The organism is Cellulophaga sp. BC115SP, assembly GCF_009905545.1.
In the GTDB taxonomy this organism is placed as follows: Bacteria; Bacteroidota; Bacteroidia; order Cytophagales; family Spirosomataceae; genus Flectobacillus; species Flectobacillus rivi.
The window spans coordinates 1-20,909 of the sequence record NZ_JAAALB010000029.1 but is presented as its reverse complement, the minus strand read 5'-3'; the positions used below and the strand labels follow the sequence as shown (position 1 = coordinate 20,909).

Sequence of the window (20,909 nt, the reverse complement as noted above, 5' to 3'; positions counted from 1 at the left end):
CAGTATGACAAACATTAAATATCTATCAAAATGTTAACTCTATTCTTGATTTTTATCAAAAAGTTTTTTTTGGGAAAAAACGTACCAATAGTCAAAGGTTACACCTCAAATACAGCATTAAAAACCATTAAGCAAGATTGGTTAGGTACACCTTTGGACCAGCATGGATTGTTTATGAATCATGAATTTCCAACAGTTATTCGCTTAGGTGCAATTATCAAATTTATGTTGGGAAAAAATCCTCAAAAGCAATTCAAGAAAAAAGATACATGGCGAATACCTGTCGAGAAAAACGATGATTGGCTAATGGATTCTTCTGATAAAATTGTTTGGCTGGGACATGCAAGCTTCTTTATTCAGTTATCAGGTATTCGTATTTTAATTGATCCAATTTTTGGGAGTTTGCCAGTAGGCAAACGTTATTCACCCTTGCCTGTTGACCCTGAGAAGCTACTTCATATCAACTATATTCTTGTTTCGCATGCACACTATGACCATTGTGACAAGAAAAGTATAAAGCTTTTAGCCAAAAATAATCCAGAGGCGCAAATTTTAGTAGGATTAAAACTTGAGACGCTAATAGCCAAATGGATAAATAATCCGATTCAGTCGGCTGGTTGGTACCAACAGTATCAGCTTGACAATGAGCTAACTATTACGTTTTTACCATCAAGGCACTGGGCAAATAGAAGCCCATTTGATGCCAATACAAGCCTATGGGGTGGTTTTATGATTCAGTCAAAAGATAAGTGTCTCTACTATGGCGGGGATTCTGGCTATGGCTCACATTTTAAAGCTATTGGTGAACTTTTTCCAGCAATAGATGTGGCCTTAATCGGTGCTGGAGCTTATGCACCAACGTGGTTTATGTCACCCAATCACCAAGACCCCTATAATGCAGCCAAAGCCTTCAACGAAACTGGAGCAAAGACATTTATTCCTTTTCATTATGGTACATTCGACGCTGCTGATGAACCAATGAGCGAGCCTGAAAAGATATTAACCACCCTAAAAGCAGCGGGAAAAATTAATAATGAACTTCAAATATTGCACTTAGGAAAACCTTTTGGGGTGTAATGATTAATTGTTTTCCTAAAACAAGAAATACTTAACCGACTTAAATTAGATCGGCCTTAGCACTTGCTATTTTATCATTCCTAAATTTAAAATCAAATTTTCCCCCAATTTTTCCTTCTGGAAAATCACCTGTAAATTCAACTTCAATATGAGCCTCGCTGTCATTTTACTCTACACTACTAAAAATAAAAGAGGCTCAAAATCATTGTAATTTTGTTTTGCGAACAAGAAAAAACAATAATAATGAACCTCCAAAACGAAATTAGAAGAATTTTAAAGGAAAACAAAATTGTAAAAAATGCCTCACGAAAAGAATTCCTTGGCTTCTATATACCCGCTTTGATTCAAAGTAGTTCAGTTCAGTTCTTTAAAACAGCAAAATTTTTAAATGCTGAGGTGAAAGTCCAATCCAATATGACTCGTATTCAGGATTTTTATCGTGAAGTAGATATAGATTATGATTTTGTCTCTATCTTATTACTAACACTACTTCCTAAAAATAAGAAACTCCGAATTTGTATTGACCGAACAGAGTGGGATTTTGGAAAGATCCAAATTAATATTTTAATGGTATTAGTAGGTCATGATAATTTCCAAATTCCATTTTATTGGGAAATGTTAGACAATAATAGTGGAAACTCAAATAGTGATAATAGAATAGATTTACTAGGAAAAGTTTTTAAAATTATAGATAAAAAAAGAATTGGTTTAATCCTTGCTGACAGAGACTGGGCTGGCACACCAGTTTATTGGTCATAAATGGTTAAAATGGCTCAAAGACCAAGGCTTAACTTTTTGTGTTAGAGTTCCACAAAGTCATCATATTCATCGACTTAATGGTGATATACTTAAAGCCAAAGACCTTAGTAAATCATTTCCAAACGGAACATATCTCGTTGACTGTATGGTAGATAGTGTTTGGGGGAATGTCTATATTAAGCCATTACCTGACGGTGATATTCTCTTCCTATTTGGTAATTGTAATTCAAAATTCTTAGCTCAACTTTATAAAAAAAGATGGGTTATAGAAGCATGTTTTCAAAATCTTAAAACCAGAGGATTTAATCTTGAAGAGACTCATCTACAAGACTTAAAAAGAATTCAAAAACTAATAGCAATGGTGAGTATAGCCTATGCTTTTTGTGTGAGTTTGGGAATTTATGTAAATCGAAAAATTAAGCCAATAAAAGTTAATACGGATAACTATAAGATAAATAGCTTTTTTAGAACAGGTATGAACTTGATTTTTGAAAATTTCCGTAAACCAGAACTAGTTGAGAGACATTTACTCCCAGTATTTAAAATATTTACTCGATATATCATCCAAAAATTACAGTTATTCGAATATCAAATTTTAGTAGTGTAGAGTACTGTCATTTAACACAACTAAATCAATGAGTTTGGTTTGTGTTTTGTAGCCAATAAAATAATTTTCAAAATATTTTTTTATACCTGAAAGTCCCTCAAAAATTTGTCTACCGAAGGGTCATCAAGCGAAGCGTCACTATGCCATTTTTCTAAATAGGCCTCTGTATTGTAGGTATTGCTTGCATTGATAAATTCTTCAATAAAGGTTTTGATATTCATATTAATTAAATGATTGTTTGTATTCAATAGGGGTCAATTGTGTCTTTTTCTTGAATACTTTGTTGAAAGATTGTGAATGCTCGAAGCCTAATTGATAGGCTATTTCGGAAACGGATAAGTCGGTAGCAATCAAGTATTCTTTGGCTTTTTCGATTAATTTTTCATGAATATGCTGTTGTGCATTTTGCCCTGTATGCGCCCGAAGCATATCGCTTAAATATCGTGGCGAAACATTTAATTGTTCTGCCAAATACTCTACAGAAGGAAGCCCTTTGTTGAGCCCTTCTTCTCTGTTGAAATAGTCATTTAGTATCATTTCCATTTGGGCAATCAGTTCATTATTAACAACTTTCCGAGTAATAAATTGACGTTTGTAAAAGCGATTACTGTAATTGAGCAATACTTCGATATGTGAAATGACTAAATCTTGACTAAAGTCGTCGATGTTTCCGTTGAGTTCTTCTTTGATATTATCAAATACAGAGAAAATGATTAAGCGCTCTTTCTCGGATAAATGCAAAGACTCATTGGCTGAATAGGAAAAGAAACCAAATGAATTAATTCGAGTAGATAGCGGATATCCTCTCAAAAAATCTGGATGAATAAGTAAGGTATACCCTGTATAGTTGCGTTTGTCATCAGAACAGGCTATTACTTGATTTGGAGATATAAACGATAGTCCACCTTCAGCACAATCATAATAGCCTTGACCATATTTTATTTTCCCCAATGGATTTATTTTATAGGATATTTTAAAAAAATTAGGAAGAATCGATTTGGGCCACTGCTCATGTGGCATCGTTATATCAGCATAATTGACCAGACTCACCAGTGGGTGCATGGGTTTAGGAAAACCCAGAGCTCTGTGCATTTCTGAAATAGAATTCAGTTTGAGCGGTATGTTTATTTCCTTTTTCATAAACCAAATATAAGAAGTTATTATGCTTATTGTTCTGGAAATACAAAGGTCAAATCATGATAAATGCGATGTGTGGTAATTTTCCAAGTTCCATCCTCCAATACCAATGAAGGTTTGTAATAGCCTGACTCTGTTGGTTTAACACTTCCTATCAACCCAACGGTACCTACTGTCCACCCATTTTCAGGACGAATAGCACCGATAGAGTCAAAACGTATAAATTGGGCATCCATTTCGGCATAGTTGCCCTCTACGGTAATGAGAGGGTCATGAGTTGTATGGTGGCTCCAACCCTTGTTAGGATGTGGTTTCATCAAATTTGAAATAGCATTAGCGATTTGGTCTTTACCATTCAAGACAAATAGCAAGGATGGATTTCCTGCATTCCAATCATAAATCTCAACTTTTCCATTTGTTATAAAAAGTTGACTAAGTGCCTCGCCATTGAGCGAATCTGCGGCTCTGACGTATTGGGCTAGCACTTGTTGGACGGCTCTTTCGGGGCTCATAATATTTTCGAGTTTAGTATCTTAAATTTCTTATAATCAATTTGATAGGCAGACCTATCTGAACATTGGACTAAGGATATTTTGGGCAAAATCCTCCAAAGAAGTTTGAGTTGTAGATATATTATTTCTTACTCCCTCATTGAAATATCCGTCATTAATAGACTTATAACGCTCGGTAATTAGGGTTGCTCTACTTTCGGATATTCCTGCTTTTAGTAAAGCATTTTTATAAGTCTCATAGGCATACTGTACATATTCTATTTGTGGTTTACCTATGGCAGCACCAACAATTGCGGCAATTTCGGTTTGGCTGTAGTCTCTATCACCAAGTAAATCTTGGTATGATTTACCAGTAAAATCTAGTTTTAATAATCGTTGTACAGCAAAATCTGCAATATCATCTGTAGCTATTAAACCTGTTTTTACCTCTGGGCGTAAAGGAGTAGCAATAGTATTGAATAACTTTAGGGAGTCTATCAGATTTTCCATAAAACCCTCTGCACGAATACTCAGTACATTGACTTCATCTGGCAATTGATTCAATCGTAGTTCTTGTCTACCCAAACCTTTAACCGTACCTGTATGTAGTACATCATGAACACCCTGTGATGAAATAAATACAATATTTTTAACTCCAGCGTTAATAATTGCCTCACATTGGGCCTCCCCTACTTGGTCTTGAAACGCCCCAAAATCTGAAGTTTCTTTGTCGGGCGGCAGCATAAGTAATACAGCTTCCGAATTAGAAAATGCTTTTGTTAGAAAATCCACCTCACTCATGTTCCCTACTGCTATTTGAGCACCTAGTTCTTTTAGATGTTGTAAACTTTGTGCATTTCGACCAATTACTCTCACGGATTTGCCATTTTTGAGTAAAGCTGTTGCTGTTTTGGAGCCAATTTTTCCGGAAGCTCCTGTAATTGTTATCATGTTATTGATGATTTTAATTATTGAGTAAATGCTTGTAATAATTGTTGAACTTGTTTTTCAGAGCCTCCCACTAAGCGTTCTTGATATAGTTGATTAGCATCTGCTCCTGCTATGTACCGAAGTTGGTTTTTCTGGTCGGTAGCTGCTTCATAAATGACTGATGCTATTTGTGTTGCCGTAGAAAACTGACTAATACGCTCTTCGCTATAACCTTCGCTTACTTTATCAATTAAAGTTTGATATGCAGGATGCGTTGCTCCATCCAAGGAGCGCCCCGCAAAATCAGTTTGGATGCCTCCTGGAGCAATAATCTTCATCTGTATATCAAATTGGGCTAGTTCATACGCTAGACTTTCTGAAAAGCCATCAATAGCAAATTTTGTCGCAGAATATATCGAGCAAGTAGGGTACCCAATTAAACCAAACATAGAGGTAATATTGATAAACATTCCTTTTCTTCTTTGGCGAAAAAATGGAGTAAATGCTTGAGTGACTCTAATAACTCCCAACAAATTGGTATTGAGCTGTCGAGTAATTTGCTCATCAGACAATGCCTCCAAAACACCCACTAATCCATAGCCCGCATTATTTACGACAACATCAATATCATGATTATGAAGGACTTGATGAATCGCACTTTCGATTTGAGATGGGTTAGTTACATCTAGCCTTAAAACAGTAACATTGTCGAGATGTGTTAATTCCGTTTCGTTTTCTGGATTTCGCATAGTTGCAAAAACCCTCCAGCCTTTGGATTGAAAGAGTTTTGCTGTGGCTTTGCCCAAACCGCTAGAGGCACCTGTGATAAAAATAGACTTTTGCATATTTGAATGAATAAAAATGATAATGCAAAATTCTACAGAAGCAGATAGATAATTGTTGCCAAATAGGAATAGCTTGTAGCCAAAATGACGTAACTTTTTTTGGGGTAAAAGTTACGCTTTTACTCCTAGTATGATTTCTTGTAACTGTTTATTTTGGGGAGTGAGTATTTATGAGGTACACTGATGAGGCTTACTTGGATTTATAAAGCCTGTCTGACCAAACTAAACCACCGGATCATCAAGCATACATTGAATTACACGAAGACTTGTTTTCAGTTAGAATAATCTACCAATAGTTTAGAAAATGGATAAAGATGAAAGAAACTTTATGCCTTTTTGTTGTTTCAAATCTAGGGGAATTCTGAGCATGGCCAAGGTGATTTATTTTGAGTAATGGCCGATATAAGAGAATAAAAAGAGCTGTTTTGCTCTTATGTTTTATTCATATTGGTAATACTATAATATTAGTATTGGCTTTTATAATCCATAAGTACTACTATGATATCACTTATATCGCCTTCGAAAGCACAACTTAAAATAGCTGAAAATATACGCGCTAGACGATTATCCATAGAGCTTACTCAGGAAGGACTTGCTGAACGGTCGGGGGTTCCTCTTCCGACGTTGCGAAAATTTGAGCAGAAAGGCGCTATTTCGCTAGAATCTTTCTTAAAAATCCTAATGGTTGTTGGTGAACTAGAAGAACTCATCAATATTCTTAAACCATCAAAACCAGTATTTAATTCTATTGATGATGTATTGAAAGGAACTGATGGTGTATCGCGACAAAGAGGAAGAAAAAAATGATGAAGCTTATTACAGAAATTAAGGTCGGTTTAGATTTTGGACCCACAATACAACCAGTAGGACTCTTGGACTCAAACGAAGCATTGCTTAAATAAAGATAAATTGAAAATAACTAAACTAACTAAACAAGCTATTTCCAACTCACCGCAACTCCTTTGATATTAAAATCGGTCACGTCGAGTCTAATAACGGCATCTGCTCCATGATTTGCTGCTATTTTTTTCAAAATAGCTAGATTCTGATTTACTGCACTACCATCATATCTATTGGTTCTTGTTCTGATATACAAAATACCGATTTCATGGTATGGTTTTGATGGAAGTTGAGTAACATATAATTGCACAGAATCAGCTGAAGTAGGCTTGTAGTATTTATCAGGATTTAAGGTAATAAATGTATCAGGAAACATCTGATTACTACACCCCAAACTACTTATAGCCAGTACTATAAATGCTAACAATAATCTAAGATTACAAGGTTTTGATTGTTGAATAGACGGAGAGGAACTTGATAAGTTTTTCATAGTTTCAATTTTTATGAATAGTGTAACTATTTACTAACGAGGTATTTAAGCTTGGCATTAAGATGTATCTTTTCAAAAGTAGTATTTTTTCTTTATCATTCGAAAGCGTAACTAAAATTATTTAGTTTATTTAAAATTCGGAGCTCAACGTTTGTAGATTTCCCTAATCGAAAGTAGAAAAGGACATTTAATTTCTTTTTAGCCTAGAGATATTGATTACTGCTTAAAACTCCCAGCTTATGAAAAAAATAATCGCTTATATTTTTATTCTATTGTATCATCAAAGTTGGAGCCAGCACTCAATCTATAATTTTACCAATTATACTACCAAAAATGGTTTAGCTTCCAATACAACCTATGCAATCCACAAGGATAGGGACGGTTTTATGTGGTTTGGGACTGATGATGGTCTAACAAAGTTTGATGGGCAAAACTTTAAGGTGTTCCGTCACAAAGATTCTGATCCCAGAAGTATCGGAAGAGGTTCGGTGGCGGCAATAACCGAGGACAATCATGGCAACTTATGGGTGGGAATTTGCACAACGCTGTCTTTGTACGACCGTAGCCAAAATCAATTTACAAATATTGATTTCACCCCTTATGGTTGGATTAGAAGTTTGTGTTCCGACAGTCGAGGAAATTTGTGGGTGGGTACTTATACGGGTCTATACTATTTGGATACGCGAACAAAGCAAATTCGAGGCTACCGAAAAAATGAAAAAGATGTCGATGCTTTATCTTCTGATGTAATTTTGTGCTTGTTTGAGGATTCAAAAAAACGAATTTGGGTAGGCTCAAACGCAGGTTTACATAGACTAAAAGAAGATAGAAAGGGCTTTATTAGATTTGAACATAATCCTAAAAATCCTACTAGTATATCGAGTAGTATAGTTCGTTCTATTGCAGAAGGAACCAATGGTGAATTTTGGTTTGGTACCGATGAAGGTTTGAATTTATTACAAGACGATAATCGATTTTTGAGCTACCAACATCATCCCAACAATCCTAATACACTCAGTAATAACAAAATTTATAAAATCATTTTTGACAAAGACGGGATGTTATGGGTTGGTACTGATGATGGAGCTAATGTTTTTGATACACATACCAAAAAAGCCTTTAGAATAGCAAATACAATCGCTAAAAATCAGTATTACCAAAATGACTTTGTAGGTCATTCGGTACGAGAAATTTATATCGACCATAATGGGCTTTACTGGCTAAGTACCTTACAAGGAGGTATTAATAAGTACGATGCTAATTTGGCTTTTTTTAATCACAAATCTTATAATCCTTTCGATGCACGTGGCTTGAGTGCAAGATCGATTACTTCCTTCGCCGAAATGCCCAACGGAAAAATCTATATAGGGACCGATGGAGGTGGGCTTAACCTTTATGATAAAAAAACAGGGCTTATTGAGCATATTCTATTCAATAAATTAATTCCTAGCAAAATTGTTGGTGCACTGGAAGTACTTGGCAATAAGCTTATTATAGGGACTTATGGCGATGGAATGTATATTTTGGATACCGAAAATAAACAAGTAAAATATATCAAAATAAGGGCGAATCAGGGTAGTGATGTTCCCGTAAATTGTCTGAAAGTAGATAAACAAGGTAATATCTGGATTGGTACCAACGGAGAAGGGGTATTTATTTATGAAACATCTACCCAAAAGCTACATTCGATTAGAGACCTCTATCAGTCTACCTCTAAAGTGTATAACTTCTTAACGAATGGATATACCACGACATTAGAAGAAGACGCTCAGGGTAATATGTGGATAGGAACAAATGGGGCAGGTTGTGCGATTTATAATCCTAAAAATCATAAAATCGAAATCCTGAATCATGCGACAAGTAATTTAGCACTTGACCGAATCCTGAGTATTTATTGTGACACCCGTGGTAAGGTATGGATGGGTGTATTTGGTGTGGGCCTATGTACATTTGATTTTCAGCAAAGAAAGTTTATACAGTACGGTGAAGCCCAACTCTTATCAAATGATATCGTCTACAAAATCCTTGAAGATGAAGAAAATAATCTTTGGGTGAGCACCAACCAAGGAATCAGTAAGTTTGATCCAAGAAAAAAGACCTTCAAAAATTACAACTACCATAATGGTGTTCAGCAGAGCACTTTCAATATGGGGGCTGGAATCAAAACACAGTCTGGCGAAATCTATTTTGGGGGGCTCGATGGATTTAATTATTTTATACCTTCTACACTAAATATTAATAACAAAACCCCTAAATTGATTCTGACGGATTTGAAGATTGGTAACAAAAGTGTCATTCCTAGCGAAAATGCTGAAATTGACAAACCGATTGCCGTAGCTGATAAGATTACTCTGAGCTACAAACAGAACTTTTCGCTCGATTTTGTGGCACTCAATTATACCTCTCCACAAGAAAGTCAGTATTCGTATATACTCGAAGGTTTTGATAAAGAATGGAATAAGGTTGGGTCTGTCACTAATGCAGTTTATACCAATCTTGACCCAGGAAAATATCTATTTCGATTGAAGGCACAAAGTGAGGATGGTTCTTGGCATACGCCTGAAAAGGTGATAGAAGTCAATGTGTTACCTCCTTTGTGGAAGACGCCCATCGCCTATTTTATCTATTTTTATATCATATTTTTTACTCTTTGGTATCTCCGAAAAAGAGGGATTCAAAAGCTCAAAAACGAGTTTGAATTAGAAAAAGAACGGACTGAAAATGAACGCAGAATAGAGTTAGAAAAACTCAAAATCAAATTTTTGACAAACCTAAGCCATGAGCTAAAAACACCATTGACCTTAGTACTGAATCCAGTTGAGAGTTTGTTGGTAAACGAACAAAGTGAGAAAAAAATACAAACACTTAACCTCATTAATCGAAATGCCAAACGCTTGTTAAACTTAGTCAACCAGCTATTGGATTTTAGAAGAATAGAAGACAATGAACTGAAGCTACATCTTTCAGAAGGAGATCTGATTGAGGTGGCAAAAGATATTTTTGAATCTTTTAAGTATTTATCAGAAAGCAAACATATCCAGTTAGATTTTGAAAGTGCAACCAAGTCCTATTACTGTGACTTTGATAAAGATAAAATTGAACGTATTTTATTAAATCTGCTGTCAAATGCCTTAAAATTTACCGACCCGAATGGAAGCGTTTATTTCCATATTGAAATAGCGACAGAAGGCAGTGGAATTAAATTTATCGTAGGCGATACTGGCTCAGGGTTTTCGAAAGAAATGTATGAAAAGATTTTTGATAGATTCTTCCAAATACCTACCAACGAGTCAACGCTAAATCAAGGTAGTGGTATCGGACTGTCTATTACCAAAGAGTTTGTCAAATTGCACGGCGGTATCATCGAAGTTGACAGTGAAGAAGGAATGGGAAGCACGTTTACAGTTTTCTTACCATTGAAAGAAAAAAATAGTACTTCCCAACAGGAAACTTTTGTTCAGCAACATGAGGAGTTTTCTGAAGAAGAATGTACGATTGAAATGCAGGATACCGCAAGTGAGAGGTTTGAAAAGCCTGCAATTCTTCTCATAGATGATAGTGAAGATATTCGGTTTTACTTGAAAGAAAACTTGAGTGACAAATACAAAATTATCGAAGCGTCAGACGGTAAACAAGGTTGGCAAAAGGCTTTGTCGGCTCATCCATTATTGATTGTGAGTGACGTCAATATGCCTAAGATGGACGGCATATCGCTTTTACAGAAAATCCGAAATGATAATAGAACCAAACATATTCCTGTTATACTTTTGACGGTTTTGGCAGAAGAAAAAGACCAACTAAATGGACTGTCGTTAGGCGCAAACGACTATCTGGTCAAGCCTTTTAGTTTTAATTTGTTAGATGTCAAAATTGGGAATTTGTTAAAAACGAATCAGACGTTCAGAGAAACCTACAGCAAACATATCAATGTAGAAACGCCAGAGGTACAAGTAGAGTCGCAAGACGAAAAGTTCTTATTAGAAGTAACACGTCATATTGAAGAAAATATGCTACAAACAAACTTGTCGGTTGAGGAAGTAAGCAAAATGATGAATATGAGTCGAAGTACTTTCTATATCCGTATATTGGCACTCACAGGCGAAACGCCCGTAGAATATATTCGATCAATGCGCTTGAAAAAGGCCGCCTACTTACTCGAAAAAAGCGATTTGAGAATTGCAGATATTAGCTTTGAAGTAGGCTTTTCAAATACGAATTACTTTGCTAGAGCCTTTAAAACAAAGTACCAAATAACGCCCACAGAATACATTCGATTGAAGCGAAAAACTGATATTTTGGTAGAAAAAACTGAAATATAGCAAAGCAAGAAAAGATATATTTTTCTCGTCAAACACCCTCCATAAAAGTAAATAGAGATACCAGTATGCTAGCCAGCAACCTATATACGGCTAACATGCTGGTATTTTTTTATGGATAAAACATTTCGTACAAAAATCGAGTAAAATGTGCTAATCTAATTTTTGGACATGAACTTACTTTACACCGTCAAAAGACAGACCTCTTCTAAAGAGGACAATATTCTATCTTAAAACAATCATATTTTACTCTATGAAAAGAAATAATTACTTTATTATTCAGTGGCAAAGTTTCCCTTTGATGAAATTATGTTTAATGATGTTTGCAGTTCTTTTGAGCTACACAATACAGGCACAAACCATCAAAGGAAAAGTAACGGCAGAAGATGGAAAACCTGTAGCAGGTGCTACTATTAAGGTAAAAGGAAGTAATGTAGGAACGGTAGCTAATAATGATGGAGAGTACACTTTGTCTAATGTAGCTAAAAACACGGTTTTTGTTGTTTCGAGTATTGGTTACTTACCCGCAGAAATCAACATTGGTACAAGAACATTTGTAGAGATTGTACTAAGCGCCGATACCCGTGAGCTTGGTGAGGTAATTGTAGTGGGCTATGGTACTCAAAAGAAAAGAGATATAACTGGAGCAGTGGTTTCTGTATCTGAGAAAACCCTCAAAGAAGTACCTGCACCCAACTTGCTTAATTCATTAAAAGGTAGAGCAGCTGGTGTATCAATTGTGAGTAATGGCTCTACGCCGGGTAGTCAGGCATCGATTCGTGTTCGTGGTAACCGTTCATTGACAACGGGTAGTGGTGATGGACTTGATGGGCCATTAGTAGTGGTAGATGGAATCCCATTTGGAGGTTTGAACGATATTAACCCCGATGATATTTCGAATATTGAAATTTTGAAAGACGCCTCGGCAACGGCTATTTATGGTTCACGTGGTGCAGGTGGTGTAATCTTAGTAACTACCAAAAGAGGTAAAGTTGGCAAGCCAATATTTAGTTATGATGGATATCACGGCATAACAAGTATGATGGGTAAATACAACGTAATGAATGGCGAGCAGTATGCCAAATTCAAAGACTTGTCGGCAGCGTATAACACACAAGGTGCAGGTACAACAGCATATCCTTTGACAGAAGAAGAAAAGGCAAATTTGGCTGCTGGGGTATCTACCGATTGGCAGAGCTTATTATACAAGCCTGGCTTCAATACTAGCCATCAGCTTGGCCTACAAGGAGGCGTTGAAAATACGCAGTATGGTATGGGTATCGGTTATTTTAATGAAACAGGTATTATGCCAAACCAAAATTTTGACCGTATGACGATTCGTGCAACTATAGACCAAAAAATAGGAAAGCACGTAAAAATCGGCTTAAATACCATCAATACCTTGACGCACCGTAACGATCCAGCGGGTGGTGGTATACCAACAGAGCTTGTTCGTCTTTCGCCTTTGGTGTTGCCGTATAATGCTGATGGTTCTGTGAATTTGAATCCTAAAAAGGGAACGATTGAATCTCAGGCAGTGAGCCCATTAACACTTATCTCTCGCGGAGCAGATATCCTTTCTAACGAGCGTTCATTAAGAACTTTCAATAGCTTGTATGCAGAAGTAAACATTTTGGATGGACTTAAATATCGCTTTAATGCTGGTTTGAACTTTAGTCAATCGCATTTCAATGGTTATGCTCCACCAAATACCTTTGTCAATACAGGAACTGATCAAAGTGTATCAAGTGCTGATATTAGAAATACAGAGTATTGGGATGTGAACTTCCAAAATTTATTATACTATGATAAAGTATTTGCTCAAAAACACAAAGTTAGTTTGACCGCTTTATATGAAATCACTAAAAATCATAGTTTAGGTTCAAACTTTAATGTAAAAGGAGTACCTGCGGATTATATCAAAACAGCCAACTTCGCTTTAGCGTCTGGAACGATCACTGCCAATGCTTCTAGTGGAAACTTTTTCTCGGAAACTGGTTTGGTATCTTACATGGCACGCTTGAATTATACATTCAACAATAAATATACGATGACTGCTACTTTCCGTAGAGATGGTTCGTCGACATTATCGCCAGGTAATCAATACTTTAACTATCCTGCTATTGGCTTTAGCTGGAATGTTATTGATGAACCGTTTATGCAAAAACTTCCTACTGTTTCGAACTTGAAATTGAGAGGTGGATGGGGTATTTCAGGAAACCGTAACGTAGATCCTTATGCGACTTTAGGGGCACTTTCTGCAGGTTATTATAACTTCGGTACTACTACAGCGGGTCAAGCTCTTGCGTATACAGTAACTAGTTTGCCAGCAAGTAATCTGGGATGGCAGTCTACAGCACAATGGGATTTTGGTTTAGAAATCGGTTTGTTTAACAACCGCGTAACTGGTTCATTTGATGTGTACAAACAAAGTACGAAAGACATTTTGCTTTCAGTAAACCTCCCTCAAAGTAATGGTGCAGGTTCGGCACTCAAAAACCTTGGAAAAACAGAGGGTAGTGGTTTTGAATCATCTGTAACAATTGATGTAATCAGAAGTAAAAGCGGATTTAACTGGAGTACAGATTTAACGTACTTCTTTAACCGTGAAAAAATCACTCAGCTAACAACACCTACTGAGCTGGACAATAAAGGCAACTATTGGTTTGTTGGACAGCCACTTACAGTTATTTATGATTATAACAAAATAGGTATTTGGCAACAATCAGATAAAGACAACGGTACTTTAGCAAAACAAACCTCACCTGTACAGGTACCAGGTGAAATCCGAGTAGAGGATGTAGATGGTAACGGCAAAATTGATGCAAATGACCGTAAAGTTATTGGTAACTTCCAACCAGCATGGGAAGGAGGCTTCACTAATAGAGTTAGCTACAAAAACTTTGATTTATCGATTGTGACTTATGCTCGCATGGGTATGAAGGTATTAGTACCTTATTTGGCAGGAACATCTGGTGGTGGCTCAGGATTTGGCTTCCTTAACCAAGGTCGCTCTAACCAATTGGTGATGGATTATTGGACAACCGACAACCCAACTAATGCGTTCCCAAGACCAAATGCTGGTGGTGGTGTAAGAGATTTTACTTCTACAACACAGTATCAAGATGGTTCATTTATCAAAGTACGAAGTATTAACGTAGGATATACACTTCCTTCAAAAATGCTTGGCAAATTAGGCTTTAGTTCTGCTCGTGTGTATATCAATGCAACAAACCCGCTTATTCTTTATTCGCCTCTTGTAAGAGACAAACTGGCTATTGACCCTGAAGGAAACGGTTATGGTAACACCATCCAAGGAGGTAATTTCAACCGTGTGATTAGTGTAAACCTCAACAACCCTCCTGTGCGTCAGTTTACTTTAGGTGTTAATCTCAAATTTTAATAATCGGAAAAATGAAAAAAATAAAAATATCAATACTTGCTTGTACGCTGTTTTTAAGTTTTGGTTGTGAAAATATACTAGAAGAAAAACCTCAATCTCAGATTGTACCTTCTTATTTCAATAGCCCTGCGGGTGTATTGGGCGGTATTGCAGGTGTTTACAATGAAATTCGTAATCAATGGGGTACTGAAGGGTTCTCCTCTGAAATGCAAGCGGGAACCGACGAATTTATTCAAGGAGCCAGTAGCGGCGGCGGTCCTATACACACCTTTAATGGTTTGAATGGCACTAACTTTGGTTCGGCATGGGGAACGGCCTTTACTTGTGTCAATACAATCAACGGTGTATTAAAGTTTGGTCAGAGTATCGATCTTCCTGATGCTACCAAAAAACAGTATTTGGCACAGGCTAAATTCTTGCGTGCTTTTTGGTATTTCTATCTAGTACAAACTTGGGGAGATGTGCCTTTGCACACTGAATTTATTACAGTTCCTTCTCAGGCAGCAAAGAGAGACCCAGCATTGGAAGTGTACAAGCTTATTATCAAAGACTTGACAGAAGCTGCTGCTGATTTGCCAGAAAAACCGACTGCTCCGTTCTTGGGTAAAGCAGCCACAAAATCTGTTGCACAATTTTTCTTAGCTAAAGCCTATTTAACTCGTGGCTGGTTGACCAACTCACAAACGGATTATGCGGAAGCAGCCAGAATATCGAGTGATATTATTGCCAACAAAGCCAACTATGGGTTAGACTTGTGGCAAGATTTCGGCGATGCTTTTGTACCTGCTAATGACTACGGAAAAGAAACAATGTTTGTGAGTGACCACTCAAATGATGCAAAATTTGGTTATTATTCAGTAGGTGGTGGCGCCAGCGGTGGTGGTGGACAAAACCTAACACCATGGTTTACCAACTGGAACTATCCAAATAACAGTGGGGTCAATTCTACGGTAAATGCTAGTGGAGTATTAGTAAATTCTGGTACTTCTTTGATGGTTCGTGATTCATACTATGGTCGTCCATACCAACGTTTACGTCCAAATAGTGTTAAACAAAGTTCTGGAGAAGTGGCTGGAAAGAACTATTTCCTTGACCAAGCTTTTGTAAAAAGAGATATTGATTCACGATTTGCCAATACCTTCTATACGGTATATATTGCGAATCAATCTATTACTAACACTGCTACGTCTGCTAACAACAAAAGAGGTATTACTTACACAACTCAGGTTGGGGTAGATACTGCCGTTTGGCTTCCTGATTTTGAAGTGGCAGGTGCACCTCAATTCTTTGGCACAAGACCATTTAAAGGACTTATTATTCCGCCAAGTCTTTGGAAGTCAGATGTGTATCCAGCTATCAAAAAGCACATGGATCCTAGTCGTGGAAGTAATTTCAATGACCCTTCTACTCGTCCTGTAGTAATTACACGATTTGCTGAAGTATATCTTATTGGAGCAGAAGCCTATCTTCAGGCTGGTGACAAGGCTAAGGCAGCCGAGTTGTTGAATGTACTTCGTCAAAGAGCAGCTTACCGCAAAACGAATACACCAGCACAAAATACCGCTGCGGCAGCTGCCATGTTGATTAAAGATTCTGACGTAACAATTGATTTTATTTTGGATGAAAGAAGTCGTGAGTTATTCGGCGAATGGATGAGATACCAAGATTTGGTACGTACAAAATCTTTGGTAAGACGTATTAAACTTTGGAATACTGAAGCCGCTCCTTATGTGAAAGATTTTCACGTTTTGAGACCTATTCCTCAGTCAGAAATAGATCGTACTGTTGAAGGACCTCCTTTTACACAAAATGCCGGATACTAATTTGTGCTGAATCGTGAGCGGTGAATTGTGAATGTAATTTTTTACATTCAAGATTTACTTTATCAATTATACAACATAGATATACCTGTTTATTAGGATTTTTTCCTGACTTATTAAAAGAGCGCCGTAGGTGCGACAGACCTCAAGATTTTGGTTTTCTGTCGTGCCTACGGTACTTTTAAGTATTAGTGCAAAATATGATTTAAGTTATATGCCTAGGCACTAGGTAACAGGCACTAGGCAAAGAGTTTAACATGTTTTTTGTAACTACAGATAATTGTGCTTGCCTAATGCGTACGGCTTACAGCCTAGCGCGTATTTGATACAAATACAACCTAAAATAACTCATTCTATGAAAAAAACATTATGGGCTTGCTTGACTGCCTTATTACTTCAGGCAAATGGCTTGCAGGCTCAACAAATAGCCCCCGAAGCGCCAAAAGGTTTTGACGTACTCCAAAGTACTATTGCTCATGGCAAAATAGATACGATTGTCTATGAGTCAAAAACCGTAGGTACTAACCGAAAAGCCCTAGTTTATACGCCCCCAGGCTTTAACAAAAAAACAAAATATCCTGTACTATACCTATTACATGGCATCGGTGGCGATGAAAAAGAATGGCTCAATGGAGGTAAACCGCAAATAATTTTAGATAATTTATACGCAGCAGGAAAAATCCAGCCGATGATTGTAGTCATGCCAAATGGACGTGCTATGAAAGACGACCGTGCAGTTGGAAATATTATGGCTCCTGATAAAGTACAAGCTTTTGCTACATTCGAAAAAGATCTATTAAACGATTTAATTCCTTTTGTTGAGAAAAAGTACCCAACATTAGTCGACAGAGAAAGTCGTGCTATTGCTGGACTTTCGATGGGTGGCGGACAATCGCTTAACTTTGGCCTAGGTAATTTGGACAAATTTGCATGGGTTGGTGGTTTTTCGTCGGCACCCAATACCAAGATTCCAAAAGAGTTAGTGCCTAATCCTGAAGAGGCCAAAAAGAAACTCAAATTACTATGGATTTCTTGTGGCGATAACGACGGATTACTCTCATTTAGCAAGCGTACGCATGAATATTTGTACCAAAACGATGTGCCACATATTTACTATCTTGAGCCTGGTGTGCATGATTTTAAAGTCTGGAAAAACGGTTTGTATATGTATTCTCAGTTTTTATTCAAACCTGTCGATGCTGCTTCTTTTACTAAGTATACTATTTTGGGCACTCCCGCCAGCACAAATATTCGTAACGCTCAGTATCCTCAAGTCCTACCCGACAACCGTGTGGTATTCAAGGTCAAAGCTCCTAATGCTCATAAAGTACAAATTGATTTAGGGAAAAAATACGATATGGTCAAAGATAGTACAGGTTTTTGGCACGTTACCACCGATTCGATCAGTCGTGGATTTCATTACTATTCTTTATTGATTGATGATGTAGCCGTTGCCGATCCTGCAAGTGAAACTTTTTATGGTATGAGTCGCCAAGCGAGTGGTATCGAAATTCCTTATAAAGAAGGTGGTTTTTACGCCCTTAAAGATGTACCTCATGGCGATATTCGCATCAAAAAGTATTTCTCAAAAGCTAGTAACTCATGGCGTGAAATGTACGTTTATACACCCCCAGGTTATGATAAGGCAACCGAAAAATATCCCGTTTTGTACCTTTTACACGGAGGTGGTGAAGACCAACGTGGTTGGGCAACACAAGGTCGTACAGATCTTATCTTGGATAATTTGATAGCCGAACAAAAGGCAAAACCCATGGTTATTGTAATGCTCGATGGCAATTTTTATGGCAATGGAGGTGGTATTTCAGGCTTTGGAGAACCTCAACTCAAAGCCTTCGAAAACGAACTTCTGAATGGAGCAATCCCTTTTGTGGAAAATAATTTCAGAGTAGAGACAGATGCAAAAAATCGTGCCTTAGCAGGACTTTCGATGGGAGGCTTACAAACACTCTACGCAGGAATTAAGAATACAAATAAGTTTTCATACTTGGGAGTATTTAGTTCTGGATGGTGGGCTAATAATACAAAACTATCTGACCCTCAATACGAATTCATGAAAAACAATACTTCGACCATCAACTCAAACCTAAAAGAATTTTGGATTTCAATGGGAGGAAAAGAAGATATTGCACACGCCAATTGTCAAATTATGCTGAAAAGATTTGATGACATGGGTATCAAATATCAATACAGCGAATACGCAGGAGGACATACTTGGCCTGTTTGGCGTCATGATATTTTCTTGTTTTCACAACTATTGTTTAAGTAAGAGCACGGTTTGTTTATAAAACTTAAAGCTCTATAGATATGACGAGTTTCTCTTTCATATCTATAGAGCTTTAAGTTTTATAATGGAGTTACATTTCAACTATTTCTTTCTATCTGGTAACTGAAATATATTTTCTATTTGGTTTAAAACTATACCCTCTGTGATTCCAATCGAAAAAAGCTAACTTATCCAAAGCTATAGGTCTTTCATTTACCTGTATTGAGTTTAGTTTAAAGCTAGTAACCTTTCGTAGAACCAAGCTAACAGAAATATATTCAGTATTCTGAGGTATCTCAAAAGTGGCATTCGAATCTTTAACCGAAAATATGCGCGTATTGTGACTGAGAAGCTTTTTATTTACGTCATTAAAATAGATAGAATACTGTGTTGTACCCTCTTGATTTGTTTCAAACTGAGACAAGAGTGTTATTTTTTGAGTTGTTAGTATTTGTTTCAATTCTTTATCTAAATTCAAATAAAGCACGCAAAAATCATCATCCTCATAGAATAAGTAAGGACTGGAAGATTTTATAAAAATTATTGCATCAAATGCATCGCCAATTACACCTTGACCATCTGTTAATGCACTTTCTAGCGTGCCTTTCGTAATTTTCAACGATGAATTATTGAAAACCTTTCTTAAACCTTCATTAAAAGCAATAAAGCCAATATTATTAGTAATATTTGACCCTATAATAGTTCCTATTTTTGTAGGATGTTCTAGAACTTGTTGTTTATTAGGGCTTCCATTGTAGAAGAATCCCTTCTGAATTTCGGTAGCTATACTTAGGTACATTGTTCCGTATTTGTTCGACAAATACTCTCCAAAAGGTTTGTATGTTTTTGTATAAACATCTTTTAAAATCGCTTTCTTGTTAGTATGGGAATTATGAGCAAATACAATGACTGTTTTCCCTTTTGAAGTAAAGAGCCATTCTATATTTTGATATATCATTTTATCTCTTTCAAGAAATGTAGCCAAGGAGTTATTACGGTTAGCAAATAGCTTTGGCAAATTAGAGAGTGATTTAATCATACAGTCTAACTTAAAATCAAGAGAATCAGCCTTACCTTTTTGATTGTTCAAAATATTAATCAATTCTGATGTATAGAAAGTCAAAGAATCAACGCCTGTAGACGATTCGGTATGATTTGAAAAAGTCTTACTAATATTGAATATTAGCTTTTTAGCATCAGAATAGTGATTGTTTGTACAATGTGTAGATACAAAATCAATGATTTTTTCAGGTGTATCAACTCCACATCCTAACAGCCATACCTTTTTGCTCCATGGCTTATTGAGATTATATTGTTTTAACCATAGTAATAAATCGGCAATATTAAAATGAAATAGGTTCGATAGTACTTTAGTATCTCCATTGCCATTAACCACGTAATCGAATAGAGGATAAGAATCTAGAAGTGGAGACTCTCCAAGTGCAATTGCCTTAAAATTAGAGTTTAGAGCTAAATTTTTTGCAAGTAGTATCTGTATTTTTCTGATTTCATCCGTTCCATGTGTAGCTTCTCCAATGGATACAAATGATTTGTCTTTTGCAAGATTATAAAGAGTTTCAAACTGTTTTATAGTGTCTTCTTCCGATACAAAAGACTCTTTAATTAATTTCAAATCGTTTTCTTTGAGTTGGTAATGATTTTGTGAATAGGCATTTACAACTAAGAAAGTTATAAAGAACGTTAGTATTTGGTGTAATCTCATTTCCTGTAAATTTTAAGTAATATGTGTAGGCAAAGGTACCAAGTCGACTACTTAACAAAGTATTAAATTATGTTAAAAAAGTTCAATTTCTACCACTATTGCAAAACCCTTGTTGAACTAAACCTCTGGTAGCTTTTGCCTCTCCAGTTTTATCTTTGCATAAATTACAAACTATTTTTAAGATGAC

The 20,909-nt window shown here is 36.5% G+C and carries 15 protein-coding genes; 8 read left to right on the top strand and 7 right to left on the bottom strand.

Features of this window, described 5'->3' with window-relative positions; all coding sequences use genetic code 11:
• The first annotated feature begins 30 nt into the window (after positions 1–30).
• From GVN22_RS18505 to GVN22_RS18495, 3 genes are all read left to right on the top strand, one after another.
• Positions 31–1,077, top strand: a complete 1,047-nt coding sequence (locus GVN22_RS18505; RefSeq protein ID WP_166552497.1) for an MBL fold metallo-hydrolase — start codon at positions 31–33, stop codon at positions 1,075–1,077.
• A gap of 243 nt (positions 1,078–1,320) precedes the next feature.
• Positions 1,321–1,836: a hypothetical protein gene (locus tag GVN22_RS18500; RefSeq protein WP_166552496.1), complete on the top strand. Its 516-nt coding sequence runs from the start codon at positions 1,321–1,323 to the stop codon at positions 1,834–1,836.
• The gene (locus tag GVN22_RS18495; RefSeq protein ID WP_166552495.1) at positions 1,793–2,443 is read left to right on the top strand and encodes a transposase; all 651 of its coding nucleotides are present in this window, start codon (positions 1,793–1,795) and stop codon (positions 2,441–2,443) included. Before GVN22_RS18500 ends, GVN22_RS18495 begins: the two co-directional genes overlap by 44 nt.
• Positions 2,444–2,523: 80 nt before the next feature.
• Here GVN22_RS18495 and GVN22_RS18490 read toward each other — a convergent pair whose 3' ends face one another.
• From GVN22_RS18490 to GVN22_RS18470, 5 genes are all read right to left on the bottom strand, one after another.
• Complete coding sequence (locus tag GVN22_RS18490) at positions 2,524–2,664, bottom strand: hypothetical protein (protein ID WP_166552494.1); 141 nt, start codon at positions 2,662–2,664, stop codon at positions 2,524–2,526.
• A 1-nt stretch (position 2,665) separates the two neighbouring features.
• Positions 2,666–3,535, bottom strand: a complete 870-nt coding sequence (locus GVN22_RS18485; RefSeq protein WP_240915705.1) for an AraC family transcriptional regulator — start codon at positions 3,533–3,535, stop codon at positions 2,666–2,668.
• A 74-nt stretch (positions 3,536–3,609) separates the two neighbouring features.
• Positions 3,610–4,092, bottom strand: a complete 483-nt coding sequence (locus tag GVN22_RS18480; protein ID WP_166552492.1) for a nuclear transport factor 2 family protein — start codon at positions 4,090–4,092, stop codon at positions 3,610–3,612.
• Between the two features lie 54 nt (positions 4,093–4,146).
• Positions 4,147–5,022 (bottom strand): NAD(P)H-binding protein, encoded by an 876-nt coding sequence (locus tag GVN22_RS18475; RefSeq protein WP_166552491.1) that lies wholly within the window; start codon positions 5,020–5,022, stop codon positions 4,147–4,149.
• Between the two features lie 17 nt (positions 5,023–5,039).
• Positions 5,040–5,846: an SDR family oxidoreductase gene (locus GVN22_RS18470; protein ID WP_166552490.1), complete on the bottom strand. Its 807-nt coding sequence runs from the start codon at positions 5,844–5,846 to the stop codon at positions 5,040–5,042.
• 498 nt (positions 5,847–6,344) lie between these two features.
• Here GVN22_RS18470 and GVN22_RS18465 point away from each other — a divergent pair, with 498 nt between their 5' ends.
• Positions 6,345–6,653 carry a helix-turn-helix domain-containing protein gene (locus GVN22_RS18465; protein WP_205690954.1) on the top strand — a complete coding sequence of 103 codons (309 nt, stop codon included), beginning with the start codon at positions 6,345–6,347 and terminating at the stop codon, positions 6,651–6,653.
• Positions 6,654–6,783: 130 nt separating this feature from the next.
• On the opposite strand, the gene GVN22_RS18460 is transcribed toward GVN22_RS18465, so the two are convergent.
• Positions 6,784–7,176, bottom strand: coding sequence for a hypothetical protein (locus GVN22_RS18460; RefSeq protein WP_166552489.1), 393 nt, complete (start codon positions 7,174–7,176; stop codon positions 6,784–6,786).
• 239 nt (positions 7,177–7,415) lie between these two features.
• On the opposite strand from GVN22_RS18460, the gene GVN22_RS18455 reads away from it, so the two are divergent.
• The 4 genes from GVN22_RS18455 to GVN22_RS18440 all read left to right on the top strand — a co-directional run bounded on the left by GVN22_RS18455 (position 7,416) and on the right by GVN22_RS18440 (position 19,002).
• The gene (locus GVN22_RS18455) at positions 7,416–11,495 is read left to right on the top strand and encodes a hybrid sensor histidine kinase/response regulator transcription factor (protein WP_166552488.1); all 4,080 of its coding nucleotides are present in this window, start codon (positions 7,416–7,418) and stop codon (positions 11,493–11,495) included.
• A 250-nt stretch (positions 11,496–11,745) separates the two neighbouring features.
• On the top strand, positions 11,746–14,895 hold the full coding sequence (locus GVN22_RS18450; RefSeq protein ID WP_166552487.1) for a TonB-dependent receptor: 3,150 nt from the start codon (positions 11,746–11,748) through the stop codon (positions 14,893–14,895).
• Between the two features lie 11 nt (positions 14,896–14,906).
• A complete protein-coding gene (locus tag GVN22_RS18445; protein ID WP_166552486.1) occupies positions 14,907–16,718 on the top strand; it encodes a RagB/SusD family nutrient uptake outer membrane protein in 1,812 nt (603 codons plus the stop codon).
• A 352-nt stretch (positions 16,719–17,070) separates the two neighbouring features.
• Positions 17,071–19,002, top strand: coding sequence for an alpha/beta hydrolase-fold protein (locus GVN22_RS18440; RefSeq protein WP_166552485.1), 1,932 nt, complete (start codon positions 17,071–17,073; stop codon positions 19,000–19,002).
• 109 nt (positions 19,003–19,111) lie between these two features.
• Here GVN22_RS18440 and GVN22_RS18435 read toward each other — a convergent pair whose 3' ends face one another.
• Complete coding sequence (locus tag GVN22_RS18435; RefSeq protein ID WP_166552484.1) at positions 19,112–20,722, bottom strand: erythromycin esterase family protein; 1,611 nt, start codon at positions 20,720–20,722, stop codon at positions 19,112–19,114.
• Between the last annotated feature and the right edge of the window lie 187 nt (positions 20,723–20,909).